We start from the raw sequence: 25149 nt of genomic DNA, 5'->3' as shown, positions 1-25149 counted from the left end.
CGCCGCGTAAGGACTGACTTAAGTCCCACGCCGCGAGAGCCCCGATGAATTCTGATCGAAAGGCCGCCTGGTCCGCTCTGAAGGGCTGGCTTGCCGCCGTCCTCGTCATCGCCGGCTGGGCCGTCGCCGGCGCGCCGGCCGGCGCCGCCAGCTTCCAGCCGCTCGAGATCGTCACCAAGAACGGCGTGCAGGTGTTCTCGGTCGAGATGGCAACGACCCCGGAGGAGAAGGAGACCGGCCTGATGTACCGCAAGGAATTGGCCGACGGCAAAGGCATGCTGTTCGACTTCAATCCCGAGCAGGAAATCTCGATGTGGATGAAGAACACTTATGTGTCGCTCGACATGATCTTCATCCGCGCCGATGGCCGCATCCTGCGCATTGCGGAGAATACCGAGCCGTTGTCGACGAAGATCATCTCCTCCCGGGGACCCGCCCGGGCCGTGCTGGAGGTGGTGGCGGGGACGGCGCAGAAGTACGGCATCCGCCCCGGTGATCGCGTCGGCCACCCCCTGTTCGGCGGCAAATAGGACGGGCAGGGGCGATTGCGGCCCAGGCCGGCGGCTTTGGAAAGCTTGCTGGCGCTCCGGGAAGCGTGTATCGACGGGGCTCGCCGGACATTCGGGGTATAGCGCAGCCTGGTAGCGCGGCAGTTTTGGGTACTGCAGGTCGTTGGTTCGAATCCAGCTGCCCCGACCAGTCCCGGGCGGCGCTGGCCTAGAGGTCAGCATCCAACCGGCATGGCCAGGCACCCACGCGTCCGGCCTCCGCTTCGCCTGGAAATCAGCAAAGCCTCATCGAACCTTCGCCCGTCGCGATAGACAAATCCGTGTTGGGGATTTCAGCGCCCAATGCCTAAACGGACGCCGCCAAGCGATGAATGTTCCGCTTGTGCGGCGTTGCGCTTTGCCCGGCGCGCTCGTCAGTTCGAGGCGTACCAGCCGGGCGGAAATGGCACGTACGGCCAGGCCATCTGATTGTCGTTGGCGGCTTGCGGCGGCCGTTGCGACGCCATGCTCACGATTGGCGCGGGCGGGATCACGCGCAACGCGAGGCGCAGACGCGCACATTGCAATTTCATCATTGTCGTCCCCCCAGCAATCCACTTGCTTCCAAACGTCCGATCGTCTGCAAAGTTCAGTCTTAAAATCGCCCTGCGCCGAAACGGCGCGCTCGTCCTCAAATCACGGGCATTCTAGAAAAACCGGCGCGGGCTTTCAACCAAACGCGCCGCTCCATCCCAAGAAGTAAGGTTGATCGGCAAGGTTAAAGGCGAGCGGCTGTTGCGGCCGTTTGGCTGGCTGCTATCAGATCGGTCCCGGCTCGCGGTGGGCTGTCCACTCTGTGCCACCACAGATGACTGTTCGTCGCGGCGCGCGGATCAGCCTAAGTTCTGCGCCAGCGAGTTCTGCCATGTCTATTGACCGCAACATCGGGACCATCGGTCCGCAGTCAAACTGGACCGAGATCTGGCACCTCTGGACGGTGATCGTGCCGCGCCGCTCCATCAACGGGCAGTTCGTGCTCGGCAAGGTCTGGCGCCGCCATGACGGCCGCGACTGGATCTACAAGAAGTTCACCGAGTTCGACGGCGAAGAGGCGGCCTAACTGCCGCCTCTCTCAGGCCGCCTTCGCTTCCGCAGCCGGCTTGGCCGGCGGCGGCTTCAGCGGCTTGTCCTGCTTCTTCGACCACGAGATGTAATAAGCCACCGTCGTCATGATCGCGATGCCGGCGACGCTGACGAAGATCTGCGCGAGCAGCGACCCTGAGCTCATCGACAGCTCGAAATGACCGACGAAGGACAGGAACACGCCGACGCAGAACACGGCGAGCGACTGCTGGCCACAGACGATCAAGGGGTCGAACACCTTCCACTCCAGCCCCGGCCACTCCTTCGGCACGAAGCGGATCACCAGGATCACGATCACCACGAAGTGGAGGAAGCGATACGGTGCGAGGTTGGTCTTGTCATTGGGGTTGAAGGCCGAGAACAGCCATTCCGGGAACATGCCGCCGAAGGTGGGGAAACGGCCGGCCATGGTCATGACCAGCGCGAACAGGAGATAACCGAGGCAGACCCACAGCGTAACAGGCGAATTGATCAGCGTTGCCGAGCGCCGCGCGCCGCCCATCGAGCACCAGGCGCCGAACACGAACAGCACCTGCCAGCAATAGGGGTTGAAGTACCACTGGCCGGCCGGATAGGCGTTCAGGTTCCAGCCGTAATGGCGCGCGGCGAGCCACAGCACGATCGACAGGATCATCGTCAAATCGGGCTTGCGCAGCATAAACCACAGCACCGGCGGAAACAGGCCCATCAGCACGATGTAAAGCGGCAGCACGTCGAGGTTGAGCGGCTTGAAGCGCAGGAACAGGCCCTGGCGCAGCGTCTCGGTGGCGTTGTCGACGAGGCCGGCGACGTTGAACTCGTTGATCATCTCGGAATCGCCGAAGCGCAGCGCGAGATAGCTGATTGATGCGATGTAGATCACGAACAGGATGATGTGGGCGACATAGAGCTGCCAGACCCGCTTGGTCAGCCGCGTGGCACCGACGATGAAGCCGCGGTCCAGCATCATCCGTGCATAGACGAAGGAGGCGGTGTAGCCGGAGATGAAGACGAACAGGTCGGCCGCGTCGGAAAAGCCGTAGTTGCGGGTCGTGATCCAGTTCACGACGTTGTCGGGGATATGGTCGAGAAAGATCGCCCAGTTTGCGACACCGCGAAACAGGTCGAGCCGGAGGTCGCGACCCTTGTCGGGAAGTGTGGCGCTGACGTTCAGGAAGGCCATGCGTCGGGAGCTTTCAGAGAGGACAGAAGCACGGAGATCGATGAAACCGGGCCGCCAAACGGGGTCCCAGGATGAAACGCGGGTACGCAATTGTCACGGTGCAGCATAATGACTATACCGTTGGCGAGGGTTGCCGGGCCCGGAATCAGGATCAGTTCCCAACCGGCTTCTCTATACTATCCCCGAGATTTCCACCAACTGCCACCGTGACGCATCGAAATCGAACGGAAAGACCAAGAGGCCCGGACCAGTCATGACCGCACGCATTTTCAAGCCCGCCAAAAACGCGATGCAATCCGGCCGGTCCAAGACCAGGGAATGGCAGCTCGATTACGAGCCGGAGCAGCCGCGCTCGGTCGAGCCGCTGATGGGCTGGACCTCGTCGGCCGACATGAAGCAGCAAATAACGCTGCGCTTCCACAGCAAGGAAGAGGCGATCGCCTATTGCGAGCGCAAGGGCATCGCCTACCAGGTGATCGAGCCCAAGGAGTCGATCCGCCGGCCGGTTGCCTATGCCGACAATTTCTCGTTCCGCCGCGGCGAACCCTGGACGCATTGAGGGGCCATTCTCACCCGAAGCATCCAAAGTGCCGTCATGCCCGGGCTTGTCCCGGGCATCCACGTTTTTGGCGGTAGACGAAGAACGTGGATGGCCGGGACGAGCCCGGCCATGAAGAAGGGAGCGGCTGGTCGCCCGCGCCTGAGAACCCTTGGCACCAATTCCGCCCCGTGCTTCGCTGCCTCGCATGACACGACCAGGACGAGGTGGGGGATGGCGGGGCGTGACCAGCTCGACGGCGTCGATCTGAAAATCCTATCCGAACTGCAGCAGGACGGGCGGGTTCGCAACAACGAGCTGGCGCTGCGCGTCGGCGTTTCCGCGCCGAACTGCCTGCGGCGGCTGAAGTCGCTGTTCAGCCGCGGCGTGATCCGGGCGGTTCGCGCCGTGATCGACGAGCGGCTGCTCGGCTACGAGGTGGTGTCGTTCGTCTCGATCCAGCTCGGCAGCCAGGCCCAGCCGGTGCTGGAGGCGTTCGAGAGCTCGATCGCCGCAATCCCGCGCATCCAGCAATGCTGGCGGATTTCCGGCGACACCGACTATCTGCTCAAATGCGTGGCCCCGAGTGTCGAGAGTATGCGGCAGCAGCTCTTGCATTTCGCCGCGATGCCTAACGTCAAGAACGTGCGCAGCTTCCCCGTGCTCGGGGTCGCCAAGGACGTGCCGCTGCCATTGCAGGAGGTCGCGGTGGCAGTGCCGGCGGGGTAGGGCTCCGAATATTCCACGATCAAGTCTGATTCTCAGAAAAGCGCCTCAGCGATACCGCCCCCGAAACTCGCGCGGGGAGGTGCCGGTCCAGTTTCGGAAGGCCCGCGAAAAGCTCTTCTCGTTGCGGAAGCCGGCGATCTCGGCGATGCGCTTGATCGGCGTGCGGCCGCGCATCAGCTCCTGTTTGGCCAGCTCGAATTTCGTCTCCTCCTTGAGATCGCGCAGCGAGGTGGACTCCTCGCGCAGACGGCGATGCATCGTGCGGGTGGAGAGCGCAAGCTCGCGCGCGACGTCCTCGGCGCCGAGGACCCGTCCGCGCGCTTCTCGCAGCACGCGGCGGACGCGCTCGACCAGCAGGCGGTCGCGCCGGTACGGCAGCACGGTGAGCCGGAGCGCGCCCTTGAGCATGTTGTCGAGATCGGCCGCGCTGCGCGTCAGCGGTAGCGACAGATAGTGCTTGTCGAAGACGATGGCCGCGCGGTCCGCGTCGAAGCGGACGTTCCGGCAAAAGATGGTCGGATAGACCGAGACGTGGCCGGGCTCTGAGTAAGGAAACTCAGCCGCGCGGAGCGCGATCTGGGAGTCGACAGCCCAGCATGAGAAGCCGAGGACGTAGCGGAACAGCGTGACGAGGCAGAACTCGCGGAAGGGCCCGAGGTCACGGAGCTGACGGATCGACACGACGGCGGTCTCTTCGCCAACCTCGAGATCGAGCAGCACATCCTCTGTGACCAAGCGGTGATGCCGGCACCAGCGCTTGAGCGCGACCTCCAGCGTCGGTGCGGTGATCGAGGCCCGGCACAGCATGCCGTAGGTGCCCCATGGCAGCCGGCGCGAGAACCAGCCAAGCGCCTCGTCATCGAGCTCGCGCATGGCATGGCCCGCCAGCGCTTCGAACTGGGCCGCGGTCACACGCCCATCAGGAGAATTCACAAGCTCCGGCGCGACCTGACCCCGGCTCAAGGCTTCGGCGGGATCGCGGCCGTAATGCTCGTACGCGGCCACCACGCCGCGGACGAAGGCGGCGGGCGTGACGGCGCGGCGCGGAATCGCGGTGGCGGCTTGAAAAGGCATCGGAATTCCTTTCGGAAATCCTCGCCAAGTTTGGCGGAAAATGCAACCTTTTCGACTGCAAGAGGGCCGGGACCGGGCTAGTTTCGGAGCCCAAAATACGGAGGACTCGCCTTGAACATCCCGAGCATCGATTTCGATCTGGGCGAAGACATCAGCCTGCTGCGCGACACCGTTCGTTCGTTCGTGGAGGCGGAGATCACCCCGCGTGCCGCCGAGATCGAAAAGGCTAATCTTTTCCCCGCAGACCTCTGGAAGCGCTTCGGCGACCTCGGCCTGCTCGGCATGACCGCGCCGGAGCAATATGGCGGCTCCAATATGGGCTATCTCGCCCATATCGTCGCCATGGAGGAAATCTCGCGCGGTTCGGCGGCTGTGGCCCTGTCCTACGGCGCCCATTCCAATCTTTGCGTCAACCAGATCCGCCGCAACGGCAATGACGCGCAGCGGCAGCGTTATCTGCCGAAGCTGATCTCAGGCGAATACGTCGGTGCGCTCGCGATGTCCGAGCCGGGCGCCGGCTCCGACGTGGTCTCGATGAAGCTGCGCGCCGACAAGCGCGGCGACCGCTACGTGCTCAACGGCTCCAAGATGTGGATCACAAACGGCGGCGATGCCGACGTGCTGGTGGTCTATGCCAAGACCGATCCGGAGGCCGGCCCGCGCGGCATGACCGCGTTCCTGATCGAGAAGGGCTTCAAGGGCTTCACCCATGGCCAGCATCTCGACAAGCTCGGCATGCGCGGCTCCAACACCTATCCGCTGTTCTTCGACGATTGCGAGGTGCCGGAGGAGAATGTGATGGGCAAGGTGGGCGAGGGCGTCAAGGTGCTGATGTCCGGCCTCGATTACGAGCGCGCGGTGCTCTCGGGTGGCCCGCTCGGCATCATGGCGGCCTGCATGGATGCGGTGGTGCCCTACATGCATGAACGCAAGCAGTTCGGCCAGCCGATCGGCGACTTCCAGCTGATGCAGGGCAAGCTCGCCGACATGTATGCGACCTGGCAGGCCACGCGCGCCTATGTCTATGCGGTGGGCCGCGCCTGCGACCACGCCGACCACGCGCGCACCCTGCGCAAGGACGCGGCTGCCGCGATCCTCTATTCCGCGGAGAAGGCAACGTGGATGGCGGGCGAAGCAATCCAGGCGCTGGGCGGGGTCGGCTATACCTCCGAATTCCCGGTCGGGCGCCTGTGGCGCGATGCAAAGCTCTACGAGATCGGCGCGGGCACCTCGGAGGTGCGCCGCATGCTGATCGGCCGCGAGCTGATGGCCGAGACGGCTTAAGTCCTTCACCTCATTGGAATCACCATGCCGCTCCATTCCAGCATCGATCGGTCGTCATCAGATTTTGCGCGCAATTCCGAGGCCATGCGCGGCCTCGTCGTCGATTTGCGCGAAAAGCTTGCCCAAGTCGCCGGCGGCGGCGGCGAAGCCTCGCGCAAGCGCCACACCGCGCGCGGCAAGATGCTGGCGCGTGAGCGGGTCGACCTGTTGGTCGATCCCGGCACCTCGTTCCTGGAGCTGTCGCCGCTCGCAGCCTATGGCCTCTATGGCGGTGACGTGCATTCGGCCAGCGTCGTCACTGGCGTTGGGCGCATCTCGGGCCGCGAATGCGTGATCGTCGCCAACGATGCCACCATCAAGGGCGGCACCTACTACCCGATGACGGTGAAGAAGCATCTGCGCGCGCAGGACATTGCGCGGCAGAACAATCTGCCCTGCGTCTACATGGTGGATTCCGGCGGCGCCTTCCTGCCGCTGCAGGACGAGATCTTTCCGGACGAGCGGCACTTCGGCCGCATCTTCTACAATCAGGCGCAGATGTCGTCGCAGGGCATTCCGCAGATCGCGATCGTGATGGGCTCCTGCACCGCCGGCGGTGCCTATGTGCCGGCGATGTCGGACGAGAGCATCATCGTGCGCAACCAGGGCACCATCTTCCTCGGCGGCCCGCCACTGGTGAAGGCCGCGACCGGCGAGGTCGTCAGTGCGGAGGAGCTCGGCGGCGCCGACGTGCATTCGCGGCAGTCCGGCGTGACCGATCACTACGCCCAGAACGATGCGCATGCGATCGGCATCGCCCGGCGTATCGTCGGCACGCTCAAGCCTTCCGTGCGGCCGAACCTGAACATGCATAAGCCGCGCGATCCGCTGTTCGCGGCGGAGGAAATCTACGGCGTGGTGCCGGTCGACGGCCGCAAGCCGTTCGACGTGCGCGATATCATCGCGCGCATCGTCGACGGCTCGGAGTTCGACGAGTTCAAGAAACTCTATGGCACGACGCTGGTGTGCGGATTCGCCCATATCTGGGGCTATCCGGTCGGCATCATCGCCAACAACGGCATTCTCTTCAGCGAGAGTTCGCTGAAGGGTGCGCATTTCATCGAGCTGTGCTGTCAGCGCGGCATTCCCCTGGTATTCCTGCAGAACATCACCGGTTTCATGGTCGGCAAGAAGTACGAGGCGGGCGGCATCGCGCGCGACGGCGCCAAGCTCGTCACGGCGGTTGCGACGGCGTCGGTGCCGAAATTCACCGTCGTGATCGGCGGCTCCTACGGCGCCGGCAATTATGGCATGTGCGGCCGTGCCTACGCGCCGCGCTTCCTCTGGATGTGGCCGAACGCGCGCATCTCGGTGATGGGCGGCGAGCAGGCCTCGATGGTGCTGAGCCAGGTCCGACGCGATAATATCGAGGCCAAGGGCGACAGCTGGTCCAGGGAAGAGGAAGACAAGTTCCGCGAGCCCATTCGCGCGCAATATGAGAGCCAGGGCCACCCGTACTACGCGACCGCGCGTCTGTGGGACGACGGCGTGATCGATCCGGCCGACACGCGTCTCGTGCTCGGCCTTGGCCTCTCGGCGGCATCGAATGCGCCGCTCGAGCCGACGAAATTCGGCCTGTTCAGGATGTGATGTGATGGACCGCTCAAAACTCTACCGGCGTTTCCGCACGCTCCTGATCGCCAACCGCGGCGAGATCGCCTGCCGCGTTATCCGCACCGCCCGTGCGATGGGCCTGCGCACGGTCGCGATCTATTCCGAGGCCGATCGCGAGGCGATGCATGTCGCGCTCGCCGATGAGGCCGTATTGCTCGGGCCCGCCCGCGCCCGCGACAGCTATCTCAATATCGAGCGCTTGATCGAGGCCGCGCGCAAGACCGGAGCGGAGGCCGTGCATCCCGGCTACGGCTTCCTCTCCGAGAATGCCGAGTTCGCGCAGGCTTGTTATGACGCCGGCCTCGTCTTCGTCGGGCCGACCGCCGGGATGATGACGGCAATGGGCTCGAAATCCGGCTCGAAAGAGCTGATGGAGAAGGCCGGCGTGCCGCTGGTATCAGGCTATCACGGCGAGGCCCAGGACGAGGCGACGCTCGCCAAGGCGGCGGACAAGATCGGCTTTCCCGTGCTGGTGAAGGCCTCCGCCGGTGGCGGCGGGCGCGGCATGCGCATCGTGCGGTCCGCCGATGAGTTGGCGCCGGCGATCGTCAGCGCCAAGCGCGAGGCGAAGGCCGCCTTCGGCGACGACCGCATGTTGATCGAGAAGTACGTCGACAATCCCCGGCATATCGAGGTGCAGATCATCGGCGACAGCCATGGCAATCTGCTCTCGCTGTTCGAGCGCGAATGCACGCTCCAGCGCCGGCATCAGAAGGTGATCGAGGAGGCGCCATCACCGACGCTCAATGCTGCGCAGCGCGAAACCGTCTGCGCCGCCGCGCGAAAAGCGGCGGGCGCGGTGAACTATGTCGGTGCCGGCACCATCGAGTTCGTCTCCGACGGCAAGGACGTGTTCTTCATCGAGATGAATACGCGCCTGCAGGTCGAGCATCCCGTCACCGAGCTGATCACCGGCATCGACCTGGTCGAGTGGCAGCTGCGCGTTGCCTTCGGCGAGGCGCTGCCGCTCAAGCAGGATGAGATCAGGCTCAACGGCCATGCCGTCGAGGCGCGCGTCTACGCCGAGAACCCGACCAAGAATTTCATGCCGTCGGTCGGCAGGATCTCGACCTGGCGGTTGCCGGCGGAGACCGGGGGCCTCCGCATCGACGCCGGCTATCGCGAGGGCGATACGGTCTCGCCGTATTATGACGCCATGCTCGCCAAGGTGATCGCGTGGGCGCCGACGCGGGACGTCGCGATCGAGCGGCTGAACCGCGGGCTGGAGGAGTCCGACGTCCGCGGCATCGTCACCAACATCCCGTTCCTGTCGGCGCTGATGACGCACCCGAAGGTGCGGGCGAATGCGATCGACACCGGCTTCATCGAGCGCGAGCTGGCGGTGCTGACATCAGCGGCGCCAGCGCCCGGAGAGCTCGAGCTCTGCGCCGCAGTCGCCGCAATCGTCAACGTGGAGCAACAGACGGCGCAAGCGGAAGCGAATTCGCCCTGGCAGACCTTTGGCTGGCAGCCGGTCGGTCGCCGCCAACGCAGCTTTGCGTTCCGTGTCGGCCATGGTCCGGAGCAGAAGATCTCGCTGAATTACGGCAGCGGACCGTCGACGCTGATGATCGGCGAGCGCGAGCTGGCGTTCACGATCGCGGCGAAGGACGGAGGGTTCGACCTGACGCTCGACGGAGTCAAGTCGTCAGTCGCAGCGGTCATCGACAGCCATGAGCTGTACCTGCGCACGCGCAACGGCCGCTTCGACCTGCACTGGGTCGATCCGTTCGGCGGCGAGAGCGAGGAGCATGTCGGCGAGGACAAGATCGCAGCGCCCTTGCCGGGCACGGTGGTTGCCGTGCTGGCCGAGGAGGGGGCCAAGCTGGAGAAGGGCGCGCCGATCCTCACGCTCGAAGTGATGAAGATGGAGCAGACGCTGCGCGCGCCCTATGCCGGCGTGCTGAAATCCATCAAGTGCAAGGTCGGCGATATCGTGCAGGAGGGCGTCGAGCTCGCTCTGGTCGAACCTGCAGGGGAATGAGATGAGCGATCCTGTCTGCATCATCGAAATGGGGCCACGCGACGGCCTCCAGAACGAGAAGACCCCCGTCGGCGTCGAGGCGCGCATCGCCTTCATCGAGGCGCTCGTGGCGGCCGGGCTGGATACCGTGGAGGTCGGCGCCTTCGTCTCGCCCAAGGCCATCCCGCAGATGGCAAGCTCGGATGCCGTGCTGCGCGGCGTCGCGCATGTGAAGGGCGCCGAATTCCACGTGCTGGTGCCGAACGAGAAAGGCTATGACGCCGCGCGTGCCGCGGGCGCGAAAGTGGTCTCCGTGTTCGCGGCGGCCTCCGAGGGGTTTTCCCGGGCGAACATCAACTGCACGATTGCGGAGTCGATCGAGCGGTTCAGGCCGGTGCTGGCACGCGCCAAGGCCGACGGTGTGCCGGTGCGCGGCTATATCTCCTGCGTGCTGGGCTGTCCGTTCGATGGCGAGATCAAGCCGAAGGCGGTCGCGGATCTTGCGCGCACGCTGTTCGAGCTGGGTTGTTACGAGATCTCGCTCGGCGACACCATCGGTGTCGGCACGCCAGCCAAGGCCAAGGAGATGCTGCGCGCGGTGGCCGCCAACATTCCCGCAGCCAGGCTCGCGATGCATTTCCACGACACTTACGGCCAGGCGCTCGCCAACCTCTATGCGGGCCTGGAGGAGGGCGTCCACGTCATCGACGCCGCTGCCGGCGGGCTCGGCGGCTGTCCCTACGCGCCGGGCGCGACGGGGAACGTCGCAACGGAAGACGTCGTCTACATGCTCGAAGGCATGGGGATCACGACAGGTGTCGATATGGAGAAGCTGCTGGCGGCGACGAACGAGATGAGCGGCGTGCTCGGCAAGCCGCCTGTGAGCCGCGTGGCGTCCGCGCTGAACGCGAAGAAGAAGCGGGCGACGACGTAGCTTCGTAGGGTGGGTTAGCCCTGTGATTGCGCGAGGCGCAATCACTCGGCGTAACCCACCTCTTTGGTATCCGCGGAGACGAAAGTGGTGGGTTACGCCGTGCGACTGCGCTTTGCGCAGCCGTAGGACTAACCCACCCTACGAAACTTTTCCCTCAAGCCGCCTTCAGCCCGACATCCGGCAGGCGCGGGCGGTTCTTCAGCGCCTTGGCCATCAGGGCCTCGACCTCGGCCTTTTCCTGCGGCAGCAGTGCCAGGCGGGGCGGGCGGGTCAGGGCGGTGCCGCGGCCCATGATGTGCTCGCACAGCTTGATGCACTGGACGAGGTCCGGGCGGGCATCGAGATGCAGGAGCGGCATGAACCATTCGTAGAGCGGCATCGCCTCGGCGAAGCGCCCTGCCTTGGCGAGGCGGAACAGCGTCTCGCCCTCGCGCGGGAAGGCGTTGGACATGCCGGAGACCCAGCCGACGGCGCCCATCGCGACGCTCTCGACGATGACGTCGTCGAGACCTGCGAACAGCACGAAGCGATCGCCGACCATGTTGCGGGTGTCGATGAAGCGCCTGGTGTCGCCGGAGGAATCCTTGAAGCAGACCACGGTCTCGACGTCGGCGAGCGAGGCCAGGATATCGGGCGTAACGTCGTTCTTGTAGATCGGCGGGTTGTTGTAGAGCATCACGGGAAGGTCAGTCGCGGAGGCAACGGCGCGGAAATGCGCGGCGGTCTCGTGCGGCTTGGAGGAATAGACCAGCGCCGGCATCACCATGACGCCGTCGATGCCGACGCGTGCGGCTTCCTGCGCGGTCTCCACCGCAAACGCGGTGGTGAATTCGGCGATGCCGCACAGCACGGGCACGCGGCCCTTCGCGACCGACTTCGCCGCTTCCATGATCGCGACCTTCTCCTTGCGCTCGAGCGAGGTGTTCTCGCCGACCGAGCCGCAGACGATCAGGCCGGAGACGCCGTCGCGGATCAATCCGTCCATGACCTTGGCGGTCGCGTCGATGTCGAGCGAGAGATCGTCGTGGAATTGGGTGGTGACGGCCGGGAAGACGCCTTCCCAGGCAACGCGGCGGCTCATGGTTTGACTCCAGGTGTATATGCCGGCGGGGGGCTGGAGCCGCCGGCTCTTGTGAAAGGGGTGGGAACGGGATCAGAGCGTCGCGCCGACCTTGCGCAGCTCGGCGAGGACGGGGGCCTTGGGCAGCCAGATCTTGTCGAACTCGGCGATGACGGCCTCGGTGTCCTTGGCGTCGACCTGGCGGATCGGGATCGGTGCTTTCTTGAAATTCTCGATCAGCGTGGGCTCGTTGCCGGCGAGCTCGTCGATCTGCGCGTCCAGCGTCGTCTTGATCGTTTTCGTGATCAGCTCGCGGTCGGCGGCGGGCAGCGATTGCCAGACGCGGCCGGAGACGACCGCGGCCATCGGCATGAAGACGGCGTTCATCTGCAGGATCACCTTCGACACCTTGTCGAAACGCTGGTTCCAGGAGAATTCGAGATCGGCCTCGAGACCATCGACTTGGCCGTTGGCCATGGCGTCGAACACTTGCGGCGTCGGGATCGGCGTCGGCGCCGCGCCGAGCGAGGAATAGAAGTCGCGATAGACCGGCGTCGGGTTGATGCGCAGCTTCATGCCCTTGATGTCGGCGAGCGAATTCAGGTCCTTGGAGGAGAACACCGCGCGCATTCCAGTGATGCCCCAGCCGAGCCCGATCGTGCCGGTCTCCTGCGGCAGCACCTCGAACAACTTCACCGCCGCCGGATGCCGCACGAACTTTGCCACCGCCGGCGTCGAGCGCACGATGTAAGGCGCGTTGATCGCGGCGATGTGCGGCACGCGCGAGCCGAGCTCGGCGGCCTGGATGAAGCCCATGTCGAGCGCGCCGGACTGCAATTGCTGCATCATCGCGGTCTCGTTGCCGAGCTGGCCGGCGTGGAAGACGGTCAAGGTCAGGCGGCCGTTGGTGGCGGCCTTGAGCTCGTCACCGAATTTGAGCGCGGCCTTGTTCCAGGAATGGCCGTTCGGCGTGATCAGGCCGAGACGGAATTCCTTGGCCTGGGCGAGCGCCAGCGACGGGGTGAACACCGAGGCGGCGGCACTGGCGGCGAGAAAGTGGCGGCGTGAAAGCGGCATCGTGGGACTCCTTTGGGCCTATTTGACGAGGATCAGCGAGAGCGATGGGTACAGCGAGAGCAGCACCAGGAGGATGCAGGCGATGACGAAGAAGGGCAGCGTCACCATGAACATCCTGCCGGGCTTGGCGCCGGTGACGGCGGCCGCGACGAAGAAGCAAAGCCCGACCGGCGGCGACAAAAGGCCGAGCACGAGGTTGATCACCACGACGACGCCGAATTGCCGGGGGTCGATGTGATAGATCTCGGTTGCGACCGGCAGCAGGATCGGCACCGTCATGATCAAGCCGGGAATGCCGTCGATGACAGTGCCGATCAGCAGCAGGATGACGTTGCAGATCAGCATGAAGCTGACCGGGTCCTTGGCGACGGTCTGGATCCAGGCGGCTGTCTCCTGCGGCACCTTGCCGAAGATCAGCACCCAGGAGAACACCGCGGCGGCTGCGACCAGGAACAGCACGATCGCCGAGTAGATCGCGCTGCGCAGCATCATCTGCGGCAGCTGCGAGAACTTGAACTCCTTGGTCCAGAACTTTCCGACCAGGGCCGCGGCCACGGCGCCGACGGCCGCGGATTCCGTGGCGTTGGCGAGGCCGCCGAGAATAGTGCCGACAATGACGATCGGGATCAGCAGCGTCGGCGAGGTCCGCAGGATCGTCATCACGCGCTGGCGCGGCGTCTGGTAGTCCGCGCGCGGATAGTTGTAGATGTAGCCCATCAGCGCGATGACGAGGCAGAACATCACGGTGAGAATGACGCCCGGGACGATGCCGGCGATCAGCATGTCGCTGACCGAGACCTGCGCCAGCACGCTGTAGACCACGAACATCACCGAGGGTGGGATGATCGGGCCGAGCATGCCGCCATAGGCGGTCAGGCCGGCCGCGAAGGTCTTGTCGTAGCCCTTCTTCTCCATCTCGGGGACCATGATCTGCGCCATGATCGCGACCTGCGCGGTCGCCGATCCCAGGATGGACGAGATGAACATGTTGGCGAGGATGTTGACGTAGGCGAGCCCACCCTTGAGCGAGCCGACGAAGGCCATCGCCATGTCGACGATGCGCCGCGTGATGCCGCCGCCATTCATGATCTCGCCGATCAGGATGAAGAGCGGGATCGCGATCAGGCCGTAGCTGTCGACGCCGCCGAACAGCTGCAGCGGATAGGATTGGAACAGCACCGGGTTGCCCGAGGCGGCGATGTAGACGAGGCCGGCGAGGCAGAGACAGAGGCCAATCGGTACGCCGACCAGCATGAAGGCCATGAAGGCTGCTGACGTGATCATCAATTGACCCCGTCGAGCTCGGAGAGCTGGAAGCCCTTCGGCGGCGTGCGCGGGACCAGCTCGAGATCTTCCAGCAGGTTGGCGAGACCATGTACGGTCATCGACACCGCGAAGATCGGCAGCGTCAGATAGAGCACCCAGGTCGGCCAGTTCAGCGTCTGCGTGCGCTCGGTGTAGAGGAAGTTGAAGGTCTCGGCGGCGAGCTTACGCCCGTCGAAGCCGGCGCGGGCGAGGCCCACCGGGTCCATCCAGAGCACGCAGGTGACGATCAGGGCTACGCCGAACACCACGACGAGGCCGGTCGAGATCACTTTTGCAAATTTCTGGTGCTGACCGGAAAGTCGCTCCGTCAGCATGGTCACGGCGAAATCGAGCCTCAGCCGCGTCATCGCGGATGCCCCGATGAAGGTCAGCCAGACCACGCAATAGACGGCGGATTCATCGATCCAGTAGATCGGGAAATGCGAGTAGCGGGTGACGACGTTCACCAGGATCAGGCCGGTGAGCAGGTACATCAGGCCCATCAGCGCGAGCCGCTCGCAGGCCAGCAGGGCACTCGACATCCGGACGATCATGCGTCGGAGGCTGAGTGCGCGCGTGGCCGGCATGGTCTGCTCGATCATGAAAGAGGCCCCAACCCCCTGAAGATTTGTCGTGCGATTGCCAAATGTATAATTTATACATTTTGGGAGTCAAACGGAGTTTGCGGTCATTTCGGCGGCAGGGCGCGCGTTTGCTGGGCACTATGCGGCGCCCCGGCTTTTGCCGGGCAGCTCGACATGCAAGACAGGGACCGCGTCGGCCGCGCGAGTCGGGAAGGACATCGGACGATCAGATGAAACAGCCTCTGAAGCATCGCACCCTGTCGGCTGCGATCGTCGACCAGCTCCGCCAGGCGATCCTCGACGGCACCTATCCGGCCGGATCGCAGCTGCGCCAGGACGCGCTGGGCGAAGCCTATGGCGTCAGCCGCATCCCGGTGCGCGAGGCGCTGTTCCAGCTCGAGGCGGAAGGCTTGGTGCGCATCGTGCCGCAGAAGGGCGCCATCGTCTCGGAGCTGTCGTTGGACGAGATCAACGACGTGTTCGACCTCCGCCGTATCCTGGAGCCGCGGCTGCTGGCGCAGTCGGCGCCGCGCTTCACCGCGCAGGATTTCGACGGGCTCGACGACATCCACCGGAGCTTCGAGAAGGCGATCAAGGCGCGCAACGTCAGTGAGTGGGGCCAGCTCAATGCCGACTTCCACATGGCGCTCTACGTCCACGCCCCGCAGCCGCGCACGCGCGCGATCGTGCTGTCGCTGCTGCAGACCAGCGACCGCTATACGCGGCTACAACTCTCCAACACCAAGTCGATGGGCATTGCCGAGAAGGAGCACGCCCATCTGATCGCGCTCTGTCGTGCGCAGAAAGTAGAGGAGGCTTGCCGCTTCCTGGAGCGGCACATCGAGGCCGTGCGCAAGGACCTGCTGCAGGTGGTGGCGAACGCGCCGAAGTCGCGGCGGAAGGAGAAATCGTAGGGTGGGTTAGCCGAAGGCGTAACCCACCGCTGTTCGTCTCCGCTGCGACAGAAGACGTGGATTACGCCTTCGGCTAATCCACCCTACAGGCCGGCGATCGCTTCTACCTGCTCCCGTCCGGCCCCATCACGAGGTCCGGCAGCCAGGTCGAAATCCCCGGCACCAGGCACAGCAGCAGCACTGCAAGCATCATCAAGAGCACGAAGGGCAGCGTACCCCAGATCACCTCGCGCAGGGGAATATCGGGCGCGACGTTGCGGATGACGAAGATGTTGAGGCCGACCGGCGGGTGGATCAGCCCCATCTCCATCACGATGGTCATGACGACGCCGAACCAGATGATGTCGAAATTGGCGGCGCGGAGCGGCGGCAGGATGATCGGTGCCGTCATCAGGATGATCGAGACCGGCGGCAGGAAGAAGCCGAGCACCACGACCATGACGAGGATCGCGAACAGCAGCTCCCAGCGCGGCAGATGCATCGCGACGATGGATTCGGCGACCGATTGCGAGATGTGCAGATAGCTCATCACGTAGGAATAGAGCAGCGACATGCCGATGATCATCATCAGCATGGTCGATTCCCGGATCGTCGACTTCATGATCGGCGCGAGGTCGCTCGGCCGCCATACGCTGTAAATTGCAGCGATCAGCGCCAGCGCCAGGAGGCCGCCGAGGCCGGCGGTCTCCGACGGCGTGGCATAGCCGCCATAGAGCGCGACCATGACGCCGGTGAGCAGCAGCACGAAGGGGATCACGCGCGGCAGCACGCTGAAGCGTTCGGCGAGCGTGTACTCGTCACGATGCAAGATCGGAGCCTCCGGTTCGCCGTTCTTGTAAGCCACCTCGGCGGCGGCATATTCCTGGCGGAAGCGAACGACGGCATAGGCGCCGAATAGGAAGACCAACAGCAGGCCGGGACCGATGCCGGCGAGGAACAGGCGGCCGAGCGACTTCTCGGCGGCGACCGCGAACAGGATCATCGTGATCGAGGGCGGCAGCAGGATGCCGAGCGTGCCCCCCGCTGCGATGATGCCGGCGGCGAAGCCGCCGGAATAGCCGCGCTTGCGCATCTCGGGGATCCCGGCCGAGCCGATCGCCGAGCAAGTTGCCGGCGAAGACCCCGCCATCGCCGCGAACAGCGCGCAGGCGAACACGTTGGCAACGCCGAGGCCGCCGGGCACGCGGTGCAGCCAGGCATGCAGCGCCAGATAGAGATCCTGGCCGGCGCGGGACTTGCCGATCGCCGCGCCCTTCAGGATGAAGAGCGGGATCGACAACAGCGTGATCGAGGCCATCTCCTCGTAGACGTTCTGCGTCACCGTATCGAGCGAGGCCGAGGGCATGAAGATGGCCATGAACACCACCGCGACCGCGCCGAGCGCGAACGCAATGGGCATGCCCGAGAACATCACGAGCAGCGTCACGATGCCGTAGGCGACGCCGATACCGAAAACGCTCATGGCCGCTTGGCTCCGGTGAAGGGCAGCGCAAGCTGCACGAGGATCTGGAGGCAGAGCAGGCTCATCCCGAGCGCCATCAGCGAGTAGGGGATGGCGAGCGGCGGCGACCACATCGAGTTGGAGACCTGGCCGTCGACATAGGCTTCGTGCGCCAGTGTCCACGACTTCCAGGTGAAGAAGGCGCAGAACAGGAACGTGGCGGCATCGACCAGCCAGAGCCGGACCTGGTTCGCGAATGGCGAGAGCAGGCCGACGAAGGCCTCGATGCCGATATGACCGCGGTTCTGCTGCACATAGGCCGCCGTCATGAAGGTCGCGCCGACCAGGAGGAATACGGCGGCCTCGTCCTGCCAGTAATTGGCCGCCTTGTATAAGGCGCGACTGAGCACGCTGTAGCTCAGGATTGCGCAGGCCGCGACCAGAGCGATCGCGGCGAACACGACGATGATGCTGTTGAGGACGGCGAGACCGCGATCGATCGCTGCCGCAGGGCCGGTCCCCGCGGCGACGCTCGTCCGGTCGTCACGATCCGGAAGCGGACCGTGGCTCATGCTGCGACGTCGATGGCGAGCTTGAGCAGGTTTGCGGCGGTTGCGGTCTTGGCGCTGTAGTCCTTCCACGCGGTGTCGCGGGCGATGTCGCGCCATTTTCCGACGGTGGCGGCGTCGAGCGCAGAGACCTTGGCCCCGGCCTTCTCATAGACCTTGGCGACCTCGACGTCGTCATCCTGCGCGCCCTTGCGGCCGAAGGCTTCGAGCTCGGTGCCGACCGCGAGCAGGATGTCCTGATGGTTCTTCGGCAGCTTGTCGAAGATCGCCTTCGACATCATCAGCGGCTCGAGCATGAACCAATAGGAGGCGCCCGCGCCCGAGGTCAGCGACTTCGCGACCTCTTCGAGGCGGAACGAGATCAGGCTCGTCGAGGAGGTGATGCCGGCATCGCAGGCGCCGGTCTGCATCGCCGCGTAGATCTCGTTCGACGGGACCGACAACACCGAGGCGCCGGCGGTCTGCAGCACCATGTCCATCTCGCGCGAGCCGCCGCGCACCTTGAGGCCCTTGGCGTCCTCCGGGGCGACGATCGGCTTGGAACGGCTAGCAACGCCGCCGGCCTGCCAGACCCAGGTGAGCAGGATGATGCCCTTGTCGGCCAGGAAGTCGGTCAGCGCCTTGCCGACGGGCTCCTTCTTCCAGCGCAGACCCTGGTCGTAGTTGGTCACGAGGCCCGGCATCAGGCCGATATTGGTCTCCGGCACTTCGCCGCCGGCATAGGGCATCGGATAGAGGCTGATGTCGAGCGCACCCTTGCGCATGGCGGAGAACTGCGCGTTGGTCTTGATCAGCGAGGAGTTCGGATAGATCTCGGCGGCAATGTCGCCATTGCTGCGCTTATTCACTTCGGCGGCGAACATGCGGCACAGCCGGTCGCGGAAATCGCCCTTGTCGATAGTGCCGCCTGGGAACTGATGCGAGATCTTCAGCGTGGTCGCGGCCTGCGCGGTGCCGGTGCCGAAGCGGAGAATGGCAGGTGCCGCGACGGCGGTCGCGAGCAGATGGCGGCGCGTGAACATGATGTAATCCCCTTGGGCGTTTCTTTGGGCGTTTCTCGGAGTGTTTTTGGCAGAGGTGATTTGAACTGGGTTCTTCGCGACCGCGGGGCCAATCCAAGCCGGTCTCCATCCGATGGTCTTTCATCTGATAGTTCGAGACAGAGTGCCGCGGCAAGTGCCGGTTGTGCTGCGCTGCAGCACATCCGATCCATGCGGGCTCGCCAATCAACGAGGGCGGCTGGCCGCAGAAATTTATCGATGGTCAGCGTAACAACGCCACACGGCTATCCGTCGAGACAGGATAGCGGCGTCCGTCGCTGACAAACAAATCACGAAGGAAGATGAACCATGACCATTCGCACCCGCATCGTGCTCGGCGTCTCGGCTGCCGCTCTCTCGCTAAGCCTCGCGTTTGCGCCGGCCGCCTTTGCTCAGGACAAGATGGGCAAGGATGATGGCATGATGAAAAAGGACACGATGTCCAAGGACGGCATGATGAAGAAGGACCACATGTCCAAGGACGACGGCATGAAGAAGGATCACATGTCGAAGGACGGCATGAAAAAGGACGACGGGATGATGAAGAAGAACTGATCCCGGGTCGTCATCGCGCAACGCCCCTTGGGCGGGCCGCGTCCTCTCGAATTCCGGCGGCATTTGAGGCCGCCGGAATGATGGCTCAGTTCAAGTTCAATTGAACGTGACCAGCGCGTTTTACTTGCGCTTAGCCTTGCGGGCGGCGTAGCGCGCATCGCGCTTGGCCTTCTGCTCGGCCTCGAGCGCAGCCTGCTTCTCGGCGGCTTCCTCGGCTTCCCGCGCGATCCGCGCAGCTTCGGCTGCCTTGGCCTCTTCCTCGAGGCGCTTCTGCTCAGCCTTTTCGGCCTCGCGCGCGGCCTTTGCCTCGGCGCGCTTGGCCGCGAGGGCCTCACGCTCGGCGCGCTTCGCCGCCACCGCGGGATCATCCGGCCCCGGCTGCGACTTGAACTTGTTCAAAAGATTTTTGCGGGCGTCCTGCGCCGCCTTTTGCCGGTCTGCAAAGCCGGGTTCCCTGAATCCACTCATCGACGAGCCTTGTCTTCCTCGCTTTCGATCCTACATCGGTGCCTGTTGGTAAGTCGGCTGGGCATAGCAGGCGCCACGCGACGCAGAAGCGTGTACATCGGCGCGCGTCGCGAAGCCACCCATAATCGCAGCCGATCAGGTCAACGAAAAATCGCCCCCCGACGATCTCTCGTAGCCCGAAAAAACTGCCGAATTGTGATGTCCCTCATAAGGGAGCACATGGGCGACGCCTAGCGTCCGCCCCGTACGAGACGGAGCACGGGCATGACGATCTCAAGACCAAGCCTGAAGGCGCTCGCGATTGCCGTCGCCCTGGCAGGCGTGGCCGGCGCCGCGCTGCTGCTGGCTCGTCCGCAGCCGGTTGAAAGTGCGGTCCTGGGAGCGGATTGGGAATGCACCCAGACCGCATTCGTGCTCACGAGCTGCGCACCGCGCGTTCAGGAGGCAATTCCGGCGGTCGAAACCTTGCGCAAGGATGCAATCCAGCAGACCCGGGGCTGAATTGGGCCGGACGATCTGGATGTGACGCGACGCCGCAGAGGTGGTAAAGCCAGCGCGCCAGCGTGACCAGGCGGCCATGTCGAAGCCAGAGTCCAGATCCGAACTGGGCGAGGAGCCCCATCCTCGACCGAACCGTCAGCCCAAGCCTCCGTCCGGCGGCGACCGCCGCGGCGCGCTGGCAGGATTGATCATCGCGGTCGTGATCCTCGGCGTCGGCTGGTGGCTTGCCCGGGATCTGACGGCAGCCAGCAAGATGCAGGATTGTCTGATGTCCGGGCGAAGCAATTGCAATGTGATCGAGCCGGCTCGCTAGGCGCGCTCCACAGCATGGCTATGGGGCCGAAAAAATGCCCTGATCTTAATCATTTGTAACGGGACTTAGCCGATCAAGCAGGGCAGTGATTTCGGCCGGCATCAGCCCGGCGCGCGGCGATTCGCCGATCGCGCCCGGGATTCACGGCCATGAGAGCAGGGGGCGAGCACGCATGAGTGCGTCCAAACATCTGAAGATCTTCATTCCCTTGGTTTCGGCCACGTCGCTGCTCGCGCTGTCGGCGCAGGCGCAAGAGGCCAGGTCCCGGCAAGAGGTCGTCCAACCGCCGGCCGGGCCGGCAGCAGGCGCGCCGCCACAGGCCAATCCGCCCATGCGCAAGGGCCCTCCGCCGCAGCAAGCGACCAGGCCTGCGCAGCCCGGCGGTCAGCCCCATGCGGGTCACAACGCCGGGGGCCCGCCGCCCGGACGTCACGTCGCGCGCGGTCCTGCTCCCACACGTGATTGGGGTGGGCACACCTATCGCGGCAACCTTGCCTGGGAGGGTGGACGCTGGCGCCACGACGTCCGCCATGGCCGATCCGGCTGGTGGTGGGACGTTGGCGGCGTCTGGTATTATTATCCGCAGCGTATGGCCGGCCCGCCCGCCTACATTTCAGAGGACTATATCGACGACGTGCCGGTGGTCTACGCCCGGCCTCCGGTGGCCTATGCGCCGCCACCTCCGCCGCCGCCACCGCCGGCCGATCCCGGCGCCAGCGCGCTCGGCGGCGCGCTCGTCGGCGGCCTGCTGGGCGGACTGATCTCGGGCAATGCAACCGGGGCCGCCGCAGGCGCGGTTCTTGGCGGCGCGACGGGCGCGATTGCTGGCGCGACCGCAGCGTCCCAGCCCGGCTATTACTGGGCGCAGGGCACCTGCTACTACCGCTATCCGAACGGCCAATATGTGCAGGCCGATCCCCGCGCCTGCTATTGAGTTTTGCAGGCAGGATCGGACCATTGGAGGCGGGCTTCGGGCCCGCCTCATCCTTTTGCACGCCGGCGGTTGCTATGAATTGGCTCTGGTGCTCGTCGCCCCCTCACGTCAATTTCAAAGAAAAATGACGGGATGATTCGCGGGGGATGTGGTGCATGCTGGATGCCATCCAGATCAGCGTGGCGCTCTGGGCCATGATCGTTTGCGGCGGAATTAAACTCTCGCAGGCGTTGCCCTACCTGCTCTAAAACGGCGATCAGCTGGCAGGCCAATGCCTTGGTCGGTCAGGACACGAGCCAATCGAAGAATGCGATCGAGGCCCAGACCAGGCCCGCGATCCAGGCCACCATGACGACGCCGATGGTGCCGAGATAGGCGATGCCGAGCAGGTCCGCGCGATGTCGCTGCCTCGGGACGATGACTTCGGTTGCTGCTTTGCGTGTCATGACCGGACATCACCCATGAAGCCTGGACACGTAGTTTAGCGGAGATGTCGCGGACAGGCTGTGACGTGGTTCACAGACCGGTGCAGGAAGGCTGGTCGTTACCCCGCAATCATACGGACGAAATTGCCACGCACTCGTCCAGATGGCCGGCTAGAGTCTGCGCATGTACACCGAGTACGATCCGCAACATGAGGCCGAGGCCGCTATGAAGCGCGCCGCGGAGGCCGAGGGTGCCGACAGGCAACGGCTGATCCAGCTGGCCCTGGCATGGCACGAGCTCGCCCGCGATCTGCACGATGAGCAAGCCGGCCCCTCGCATCGAGCCGGGCGCAGGCCTTTGGCCCGAGAGCGCTGAGATGAGAAAAACCCCGTGCTCGGGGGACAAGCACGGGGTCCTTCAAAGCCGACCGGGGCTGGCGGGTCGGCACCACTCAGTTCGGTCATCCAACGCGCGGATCGCGCATTCGTTCCCGGTCAATCCGCAGCGCTGAAATCCGATCGCATTGCAGCGACCTTCCGCAGAAAGTCATCGTTAACGAATGCTCCGCGCAATCGAATTGCAGTCGCGATTCGTACTCGCGAACGAAGCGGAGTCGGACCGTGAACAAACAAAAAGCCCCCGCAGGGGCTCAGTGTTTTACGCAGCTTCGGTCTTCGGGACGGCGTCGGCATTCACCGACAGCTTGACCACGTCGCCTTCGACGGCGCCGACATATTTCGTGTCGATGTAGTGATGATGGTCCTTGTGACCTTCCGGGCTGTCCTTGCGCGTCAGCTTGATGCGGTTGCCCTCGAGACGATCGACGGTGCCGACATGTGCGCCGTCCTTGCCGATGATCTTCATGTGCTCTCTGATGTCAGCCATGCTGTCCTCCTTGCATGGCTTCAACTGCGAAGGCGCCGGTTCGTTGCAGCAGGCACGTTGGACCCGTTGGGATTTCCGGACGTTGACGCCTGATTGGATCTGTCAAGAAGCGCGATGGAGACCGTTCGGGCCTATCTGGAACGCAAGCACTGGGAACTCAGGCTGTTGAACGACGGCCTGAGAAACCCGCTCGATTTGGCGTCGCCGCGTTCCGTCGATGACGTCGTCAGGTCCAAATTCCAGATCACTGCCGCGCTCAGGGCGGAGCATGAATTACACGAGTGGAAGGCGACCGAGACCGCCTGGTCGCACACGGCCGATCCCGCCAGCGGGCCGTTCGAGTTCAGTTACGACTACCAGCGGGCCGATCTCACGGTACGCGGTCCGTCGTTCTACGAGCTCGACGGCGGCTGCACGAGCACGGCGATCTACACTGCCTCGGGGATGGCGGCGATCTCCGCGGTGCTGCTCGCCTCCGCGCGGATCGTCGCGAAGGCGGATATCCTGGTGCTGCCAGGCTGCTATGGCGAGACGCTGGAGCTGATCCGAAGCTTCATGCCGGATTTGCGGATCGAACCCTTGCCGCTGCCGCTCGGCGATGCGCTTGCACGGGTGAGCTCGCCGCGGATCCTGCTGCTGGATTCCTGCTCCGTCGCCGGCGCCATCGAGGCGGTGCTGCGCTGTGACGGCTCGGGCCTCGATCTCCTGATTTTCGATACGACGTGCTTCGCCGGCAGGTCGGGCCGCATCAGGCGCGTCGTGGGGTGGGCCAGGCGACACGGAATTGCGCTGGTGCTGGTGCGAAGCCACAACAAGCTCGATTCGCTCGGAGCGGAATATGGCCGCCTCGGCTCGGCCGTCTTCGTGCGCGGGCATGAGCGTCCACCGCGGGCAGGGGACGCTGAATGGTCACGTCTCGCGTTCGAAACGCGCAACGCAGTGCGGCTGCTCGGCGGCGCGGCATTGCCGGCCCACTTCCCGCCCTTCGCGGGCAGCGCGGCGTATTGGGCGCTGACGAAGCGGCGCGTGGCGGCGATCTTGCGCAACGGCCGCAGCTCGGCGCGATGCTTTGCCGCCGAGATCCCGGCGCTCTCGGCTCAGCTTCGCTTCGCTCACGGCCTCTACGTGACTCTTCGCGGAAGGCGCGCGCTCGACGAGGCGGCAGCACGGCAGGCTGCCGAGGACATGAGCTGCGAATTGCGCCGCGCGGGCTTTCCCATCCGCCACGCCGGCAGCTTCGGCTTCGATTTCGCCGCGACCGAGTGGTTTCACGACGCGACGACGGACCAGTACAGCGTCCGGGTGGCGGTGCCGGACCTGCCGACGGAGGTGTGGGACGATCTCACCGCGGCCATTGCGCGGTGGTGGCGGGGTCATCAGCGGGCAGGCTGTGGATAGACCGGAGGGCGGGCGCGTCGATCAGTCGACCGCCAGGCAATATTCGAGTCGCGGCTTGTCGTGACCGCGGCGCGCCCAGTCCTCAACTGCAAATGCAGGCTGACGTTGTCCCGTTGCGGCGCCAAGGATCGAGGCCTGGACCACCTTGATGGGCCTCGTGACCGCATTGGTGCTCACCAAGCCCGCGTCGACCGCCAAATACGAGATCGCAACGACCGCGACCGCAGATGCGATCGCCATTCTCGTCAATTCGGATTGCTGCATTCCCAAACCTATCGGGCGCGTCTCACCCGGCGCTTAGATAGGGCTGATCGGCGCCGTTCAAAGGCCGGCATATGGTTACCCACGCGTTCGTGAAGAGCGGCGGCGAGGCAACGAGCTGGCGATCCCGGCAGGACTCGAACCTGCAACCCGCGGAGTAGAAATCCGCTACTCTATCCAGTTGAGCTACGGGACCGTCTTGAGCCGGCCGGTTTGGGCCGCCCGGATTGGCGGCTGGCCGTTCATGTAGCATGCCAATATGAAAAAAGTGGTGTTTCGCCAAGCCTGAACCGAACCGTTTTCCTCAGTGCGGCGACAAAGCGGAACGGTGGGGTGTCAGGGTGCCGGGTCGAGCGGCAGCGGACTGGACGATGGATCACATCGCAGGGAACGCTGAACAGCTTCCGGGGCACGGCCGCCGGTCGACTGGTCAGGTAGTGCTGCGCCATC

General features: G+C 64.6%; 29 protein-coding genes and 2 tRNA genes. 16 read left to right on the top strand and 15 right to left on the bottom strand.

Going from position 1 to position 25149, the window contains the following annotated elements; all coding sequences use genetic code 11:
* Positions 1-44: 44 nt before the first annotated feature.
* Both I6F16_RS01050 and I6F16_RS01045 read left to right on the top strand, forming a co-directional pair.
* Positions 45-530 (top strand): DUF192 domain-containing protein, encoded by a 486-nt coding sequence (locus tag I6F16_RS01050; protein WP_225113588.1) that lies wholly within the window; start codon positions 45-47, stop codon positions 528-530.
* A gap of 92 nt (positions 531-622) precedes the next feature.
* Positions 623-699, top strand: a tRNA-Pro gene (locus tag I6F16_RS01045).
* Positions 700-922: 223 nt separating this feature from the next.
* Here I6F16_RS01045 and I6F16_RS01040 read toward each other — a convergent pair.
* Positions 923-1084 carry a hypothetical protein gene (locus I6F16_RS01040; protein WP_225113623.1) on the bottom strand — a complete coding sequence of 54 codons (162 nt, stop codon included), beginning with the start codon at positions 1082-1084 and terminating at the stop codon, positions 923-925.
* Positions 1085-1413: 329 nt separating this feature from the next.
* Here I6F16_RS01040 and I6F16_RS01035 point away from each other — a divergent pair, with 329 nt between their 5' ends.
* Entirely contained in the window at positions 1414-1608 is a 195-nt protein-coding gene (locus tag I6F16_RS01035) for a hypothetical protein (protein ID WP_036027955.1), read from the top strand.
* 12 nt (positions 1609-1620) lie between these two features.
* Here the strand turns inward: I6F16_RS01035 and I6F16_RS01030 are convergent, their stop codons facing one another.
* Positions 1621-2793 carry an OpgC domain-containing protein gene (locus I6F16_RS01030; protein WP_036027956.1) on the bottom strand — a complete coding sequence of 391 codons (1173 nt, stop codon included), beginning with the start codon at positions 2791-2793 and terminating at the stop codon, positions 1621-1623.
* A gap of 253 nt (positions 2794-3046) precedes the next feature.
* Between I6F16_RS01030 and I6F16_RS01025 the strand changes: the two genes are divergently transcribed.
* Complete coding sequence (locus I6F16_RS01025) at positions 3047-3352, top strand: ETC complex I subunit (protein WP_024337795.1); 306 nt, start codon at positions 3047-3049, stop codon at positions 3350-3352.
* Between the two features lie 213 nt (positions 3353-3565).
* Positions 3566-4060 (top strand): Lrp/AsnC family transcriptional regulator, encoded by a 495-nt coding sequence (locus I6F16_RS01020; protein ID WP_035999653.1) that lies wholly within the window; start codon positions 3566-3568, stop codon positions 4058-4060.
* Positions 4061-4105: 45 nt separating this feature from the next.
* Here the strand turns inward: I6F16_RS01020 and I6F16_RS01015 are convergent, their stop codons facing one another.
* Positions 4106-5134, bottom strand: a complete 1029-nt coding sequence (locus I6F16_RS01015) for an AraC family transcriptional regulator (protein ID WP_036027957.1) — start codon at positions 5132-5134, stop codon at positions 4106-4108.
* Between the two features lie 111 nt (positions 5135-5245).
* On the opposite strand from I6F16_RS01015, the gene I6F16_RS01010 reads away from it, so the two are divergent.
* From I6F16_RS01010 to I6F16_RS00995, 4 genes are read left to right on the top strand one after another with little or no spacing between them, the layout of a single operon-like run.
* Entirely contained in the window at positions 5246-6418 is a 1173-nt protein-coding gene (locus tag I6F16_RS01010; RefSeq protein ID WP_225113624.1) for an isovaleryl-CoA dehydrogenase, read from the top strand.
* A 24-nt stretch (positions 6419-6442) separates the two neighbouring features.
* Positions 6443-8047 carry a carboxyl transferase domain-containing protein gene (locus tag I6F16_RS01005; RefSeq protein WP_225113625.1) on the top strand — a complete coding sequence of 535 codons (1605 nt, stop codon included), beginning with the start codon at positions 6443-6445 and terminating at the stop codon, positions 8045-8047.
* A 4-nt stretch (positions 8048-8051) separates the two neighbouring features.
* The gene (locus tag I6F16_RS01000) at positions 8052-10055 is read left to right on the top strand and encodes an acetyl/propionyl/methylcrotonyl-CoA carboxylase subunit alpha (protein WP_225113626.1); all 2004 of its coding nucleotides are present in this window, start codon (positions 8052-8054) and stop codon (positions 10053-10055) included.
* Between the two features lies 1 nt (position 10056).
* On the top strand, positions 10057-10968 hold the full coding sequence (locus I6F16_RS00995) for a hydroxymethylglutaryl-CoA lyase (protein WP_225113627.1): 912 nt from the start codon (positions 10057-10059) through the stop codon (positions 10966-10968).
* A gap of 154 nt (positions 10969-11122) precedes the next feature.
* Here I6F16_RS00995 and I6F16_RS00990 read toward each other — a convergent pair whose 3' ends face one another.
* From I6F16_RS00990 to I6F16_RS00975, 4 genes are all read right to left on the bottom strand, one after another.
* Positions 11123-12049 carry a dihydrodipicolinate synthase family protein gene (locus I6F16_RS00990; RefSeq protein WP_057029142.1) on the bottom strand — a complete coding sequence of 309 codons (927 nt, stop codon included), beginning with the start codon at positions 12047-12049 and terminating at the stop codon, positions 11123-11125.
* 72 nt (positions 12050-12121) lie between these two features.
* Positions 12122-13105 carry a TRAP transporter substrate-binding protein gene (locus I6F16_RS00985; RefSeq protein ID WP_225113628.1) on the bottom strand — a complete coding sequence of 328 codons (984 nt, stop codon included), beginning with the start codon at positions 13103-13105 and terminating at the stop codon, positions 12122-12124.
* Between the two features lie 18 nt (positions 13106-13123).
* Positions 13124-14389 carry a TRAP transporter large permease gene (locus I6F16_RS00980; RefSeq protein WP_036027963.1) on the bottom strand — a complete coding sequence of 422 codons (1266 nt, stop codon included), beginning with the start codon at positions 14387-14389 and terminating at the stop codon, positions 13124-13126.
* Complete coding sequence (locus I6F16_RS00975; RefSeq protein WP_035999731.1) at positions 14389-14997, bottom strand: TRAP transporter small permease; 609 nt, start codon at positions 14995-14997, stop codon at positions 14389-14391. Before I6F16_RS00975 ends, I6F16_RS00980 begins: the two co-directional genes overlap by 1 nt.
* A 227-nt stretch (positions 14998-15224) precedes the next feature.
* Here I6F16_RS00975 and I6F16_RS00970 point away from each other — a divergent pair, with 227 nt between their 5' ends.
* Positions 15225-15908 carry a GntR family transcriptional regulator gene (locus I6F16_RS00970; protein ID WP_225113629.1) on the top strand — a complete coding sequence of 228 codons (684 nt, stop codon included), beginning with the start codon at positions 15225-15227 and terminating at the stop codon, positions 15906-15908.
* A 103-nt stretch (positions 15909-16011) separates the two neighbouring features.
* On the opposite strand, the gene I6F16_RS00965 is transcribed toward I6F16_RS00970, so the two are convergent.
* Genes I6F16_RS00965 through dctP form a run of 3 tightly spaced genes read right to left on the bottom strand, consistent with a single transcriptional unit; the run spans position 16012 to position 18940 of the window.
* Complete coding sequence (locus I6F16_RS00965; protein ID WP_057029144.1) at positions 16012-17370, bottom strand: TRAP transporter large permease; 1359 nt, start codon at positions 17368-17370, stop codon at positions 16012-16014.
* Positions 17367-17921: a TRAP transporter small permease gene (locus tag I6F16_RS00960; protein ID WP_035999618.1), complete on the bottom strand. Its 555-nt coding sequence runs from the start codon at positions 17919-17921 to the stop codon at positions 17367-17369. Before I6F16_RS00960 ends, I6F16_RS00965 begins: the two co-directional genes overlap by 4 nt.
* On the bottom strand, positions 17918-18940 hold the full coding sequence (gene dctP, locus I6F16_RS00955; protein WP_035999613.1) for a TRAP transporter substrate-binding protein DctP: 1023 nt from the start codon (positions 18938-18940) through the stop codon (positions 17918-17920). Before dctP ends, I6F16_RS00960 begins: the two co-directional genes overlap by 4 nt.
* 327 nt (positions 18941-19267) lie before the next feature.
* On the opposite strand from dctP, the gene I6F16_RS00950 reads away from it, so the two are divergent.
* Positions 19268-19513 carry a pentapeptide MXKDX repeat protein gene (locus I6F16_RS00950; RefSeq protein WP_225112819.1) on the top strand — a complete coding sequence of 82 codons (246 nt, stop codon included), beginning with the start codon at positions 19268-19270 and terminating at the stop codon, positions 19511-19513.
* A gap of 120 nt (positions 19514-19633) precedes the next feature.
* On the opposite strand, the gene I6F16_RS00945 is transcribed toward I6F16_RS00950, so the two are convergent.
* Complete coding sequence (locus tag I6F16_RS00945; protein WP_036027966.1) at positions 19634-19981, bottom strand: DUF6481 family protein; 348 nt, start codon at positions 19979-19981, stop codon at positions 19634-19636.
* A gap of 264 nt (positions 19982-20245) precedes the next feature.
* On the opposite strand from I6F16_RS00945, the gene I6F16_RS00940 reads away from it, so the two are divergent.
* The 3 genes from I6F16_RS00940 (at position 20246) to I6F16_RS00930 (ending at position 21729) form a co-directional block, all read left to right on the top strand.
* The gene (locus I6F16_RS00940) at positions 20246-20482 is read left to right on the top strand and encodes a hypothetical protein (RefSeq protein ID WP_128261777.1); all 237 of its coding nucleotides are present in this window, start codon (positions 20246-20248) and stop codon (positions 20480-20482) included.
* Positions 20483-20558: 76 nt separating this feature from the next.
* A complete protein-coding gene (locus I6F16_RS00935) occupies positions 20559-20795 on the top strand; it encodes a hypothetical protein (RefSeq protein WP_225112820.1) in 237 nt (78 codons plus the stop codon).
* A gap of 172 nt (positions 20796-20967) precedes the next feature.
* On the top strand, positions 20968-21729 hold the full coding sequence (locus tag I6F16_RS00930) for a hypothetical protein (RefSeq protein ID WP_036028017.1): 762 nt from the start codon (positions 20968-20970) through the stop codon (positions 21727-21729).
* Positions 21730-22013: 284 nt separating this feature from the next.
* Here the strand turns inward: I6F16_RS00930 and I6F16_RS00925 are convergent, their stop codons facing one another.
* Positions 22014-22175 (bottom strand): hypothetical protein, encoded by a 162-nt coding sequence (locus I6F16_RS00925; protein ID WP_035999590.1) that lies wholly within the window; start codon positions 22173-22175, stop codon positions 22014-22016.
* Between the two features lie 163 nt (positions 22176-22338).
* Between I6F16_RS00925 and I6F16_RS00920 the strand changes: the two genes are divergently transcribed.
* Positions 22339-22530, top strand: a complete 192-nt coding sequence (locus I6F16_RS00920; RefSeq protein ID WP_081494453.1) for a hypothetical protein — start codon at positions 22339-22341, stop codon at positions 22528-22530.
* 282 nt (positions 22531-22812) lie between these two features.
* Here I6F16_RS00920 and I6F16_RS00915 read toward each other — a convergent pair whose 3' ends face one another.
* Positions 22813-23040, bottom strand: a complete 228-nt coding sequence (locus tag I6F16_RS00915; RefSeq protein WP_025036201.1) for a DUF2171 domain-containing protein — start codon at positions 23038-23040, stop codon at positions 22813-22815.
* Between the two features lie 114 nt (positions 23041-23154).
* Between I6F16_RS00915 and I6F16_RS00910 the strand changes: the two genes are divergently transcribed.
* On the top strand, positions 23155-24438 hold the full coding sequence (locus I6F16_RS00910) for a hypothetical protein (protein ID WP_035999576.1): 1284 nt from the start codon (positions 23155-23157) through the stop codon (positions 24436-24438).
* A 21-nt stretch (positions 24439-24459) separates the two neighbouring features.
* On the opposite strand, the gene I6F16_RS00905 is transcribed toward I6F16_RS00910, so the two are convergent.
* On the bottom strand, positions 24460-24678 hold the full coding sequence (locus I6F16_RS00905) for a hypothetical protein (protein WP_225112821.1): 219 nt from the start codon (positions 24676-24678) through the stop codon (positions 24460-24462).
* Between the two features lie 140 nt (positions 24679-24818).
* A tRNA-Arg gene (locus tag I6F16_RS00900) sits at positions 24819-24895 on the bottom strand.
* Positions 24896-25149 lie beyond the last annotated feature (254 nt).

It is taken from the genome of Bradyrhizobium sp. IC4060, assembly GCF_020193715.1.
GTDB classification, from domain to species: Bacteria; Pseudomonadota; Alphaproteobacteria; order Rhizobiales; family Xanthobacteraceae; genus Bradyrhizobium; species Bradyrhizobium yuanmingense.
The sequence above is the reverse complement of the archived record's forward strand: the minus strand, read 5'-3'. Positions and strand labels throughout refer to the sequence as shown.

What these genes read in the sequence shown, in the direction of transcription:
- I6F16_RS00960 (WP_035999618.1), bottom strand. Translation starts at nt 17,921, where the DNA reads ATGAGCCACGGTCCGCTTCCGGATCGTGACGACCGGACGAGCGTCGCC.
- I6F16_RS01035 (WP_036027955.1), top strand. Translation starts at nt 1,414, where the DNA reads ATGTCTATTGACCGCAACATCGGGACCATCGGTCCGCAGTCAAACTGG.
- I6F16_RS01030 (WP_036027956.1), bottom strand. Translation starts at nt 2,793, where the DNA reads ATGGCCTTCCTGAACGTCAGCGCCACACTTCCCGACAAGGGTCGCGAC.
- I6F16_RS00950 (WP_225112819.1), top strand. Translation starts at nt 19,268, where the DNA reads ATGACCATTCGCACCCGCATCGTGCTCGGCGTCTCGGCTGCCGCTCTC.
- I6F16_RS00995 (WP_225113627.1), top strand. Translation starts at nt 10,057, where the DNA reads ATGAGCGATCCTGTCTGCATCATCGAAATGGGGCCACGCGACGGCCTC.
- I6F16_RS00930 (WP_036028017.1), top strand. Translation starts at nt 20,968, where the DNA reads ATGAGTGCGTCCAAACATCTGAAGATCTTCATTCCCTTGGTTTCGGCC.
- I6F16_RS00940 (WP_128261777.1), top strand. Translation starts at nt 20,246, where the DNA reads ATGACGATCTCAAGACCAAGCCTGAAGGCGCTCGCGATTGCCGTCGCC.
- I6F16_RS01050 (WP_225113588.1), top strand. Translation starts at nt 45, where the DNA reads ATGAATTCTGATCGAAAGGCCGCCTGGTCCGCTCTGAAGGGCTGGCTT.
- I6F16_RS01040 (WP_225113623.1), bottom strand. Translation starts at nt 1,084, where the DNA reads ATGATGAAATTGCAATGTGCGCGTCTGCGCCTCGCGTTGCGCGTGATC.
- dctP (WP_035999613.1), bottom strand. Translation starts at nt 18,940, where the DNA reads ATGTTCACGCGCCGCCATCTGCTCGCGACCGCCGTCGCGGCACCTGCC.
- I6F16_RS00980 (WP_036027963.1), bottom strand. Translation starts at nt 14,389, where the DNA reads ATGATCACGTCAGCAGCCTTCATGGCCTTCATGCTGGTCGGCGTACCG.
- I6F16_RS00970 (WP_225113629.1), top strand. Translation starts at nt 15,225, where the DNA reads ATGAAACAGCCTCTGAAGCATCGCACCCTGTCGGCTGCGATCGTCGAC.
- I6F16_RS00925 (WP_035999590.1), bottom strand. Translation starts at nt 22,175, where the DNA reads ATGACACGCAAAGCAGCAACCGAAGTCATCGTCCCGAGGCAGCGACAT.
- I6F16_RS00965 (WP_057029144.1), bottom strand. Translation starts at nt 17,370, where the DNA reads ATGAGCGTTTTCGGTATCGGCGTCGCCTACGGCATCGTGACGCTGCTC.
- I6F16_RS00910 (WP_035999576.1), top strand. Translation starts at nt 23,155, where the DNA reads ATGGAGACCGTTCGGGCCTATCTGGAACGCAAGCACTGGGAACTCAGG.
- I6F16_RS00920 (WP_081494453.1), top strand. Translation starts at nt 22,339, where the DNA reads ATGTACACCGAGTACGATCCGCAACATGAGGCCGAGGCCGCTATGAAG.
- I6F16_RS01000 (WP_225113626.1), top strand. Translation starts at nt 8,052, where the DNA reads ATGGACCGCTCAAAACTCTACCGGCGTTTCCGCACGCTCCTGATCGCC.
- I6F16_RS01025 (WP_024337795.1), top strand. Translation starts at nt 3,047, where the DNA reads ATGACCGCACGCATTTTCAAGCCCGCCAAAAACGCGATGCAATCCGGC.
- I6F16_RS01020 (WP_035999653.1), top strand. Translation starts at nt 3,566, where the DNA reads ATGGCGGGGCGTGACCAGCTCGACGGCGTCGATCTGAAAATCCTATCC.
- I6F16_RS00945 (WP_036027966.1), bottom strand. Translation starts at nt 19,981, where the DNA reads ATGAGTGGATTCAGGGAACCCGGCTTTGCAGACCGGCAAAAGGCGGCG.
- I6F16_RS00905 (WP_225112821.1), bottom strand. Translation starts at nt 24,678, where the DNA reads ATGGCGATCGCATCTGCGGTCGCGGTCGTTGCGATCTCGTATTTGGCG.
- I6F16_RS01015 (WP_036027957.1), bottom strand. Translation starts at nt 5,134, where the DNA reads ATGCCTTTTCAAGCCGCCACCGCGATTCCGCGCCGCGCCGTCACGCCC.
- I6F16_RS00915 (WP_025036201.1), bottom strand. Translation starts at nt 23,040, where the DNA reads ATGGCTGACATCAGAGAGCACATGAAGATCATCGGCAAGGACGGCGCA.
- I6F16_RS00935 (WP_225112820.1), top strand. Translation starts at nt 20,559, where the DNA reads ATGTCGAAGCCAGAGTCCAGATCCGAACTGGGCGAGGAGCCCCATCCT.
- I6F16_RS01005 (WP_225113625.1), top strand. Translation starts at nt 6,443, where the DNA reads ATGCCGCTCCATTCCAGCATCGATCGGTCGTCATCAGATTTTGCGCGC.
- I6F16_RS00985 (WP_225113628.1), bottom strand. Translation starts at nt 13,105, where the DNA reads ATGCCGCTTTCACGCCGCCACTTTCTCGCCGCCAGTGCCGCCGCCTCG.
- I6F16_RS00975 (WP_035999731.1), bottom strand. Translation starts at nt 14,997, where the DNA reads ATGCCGGCCACGCGCGCACTCAGCCTCCGACGCATGATCGTCCGGATG.
- I6F16_RS00990 (WP_057029142.1), bottom strand. Translation starts at nt 12,049, where the DNA reads ATGAGCCGCCGCGTTGCCTGGGAAGGCGTCTTCCCGGCCGTCACCACC.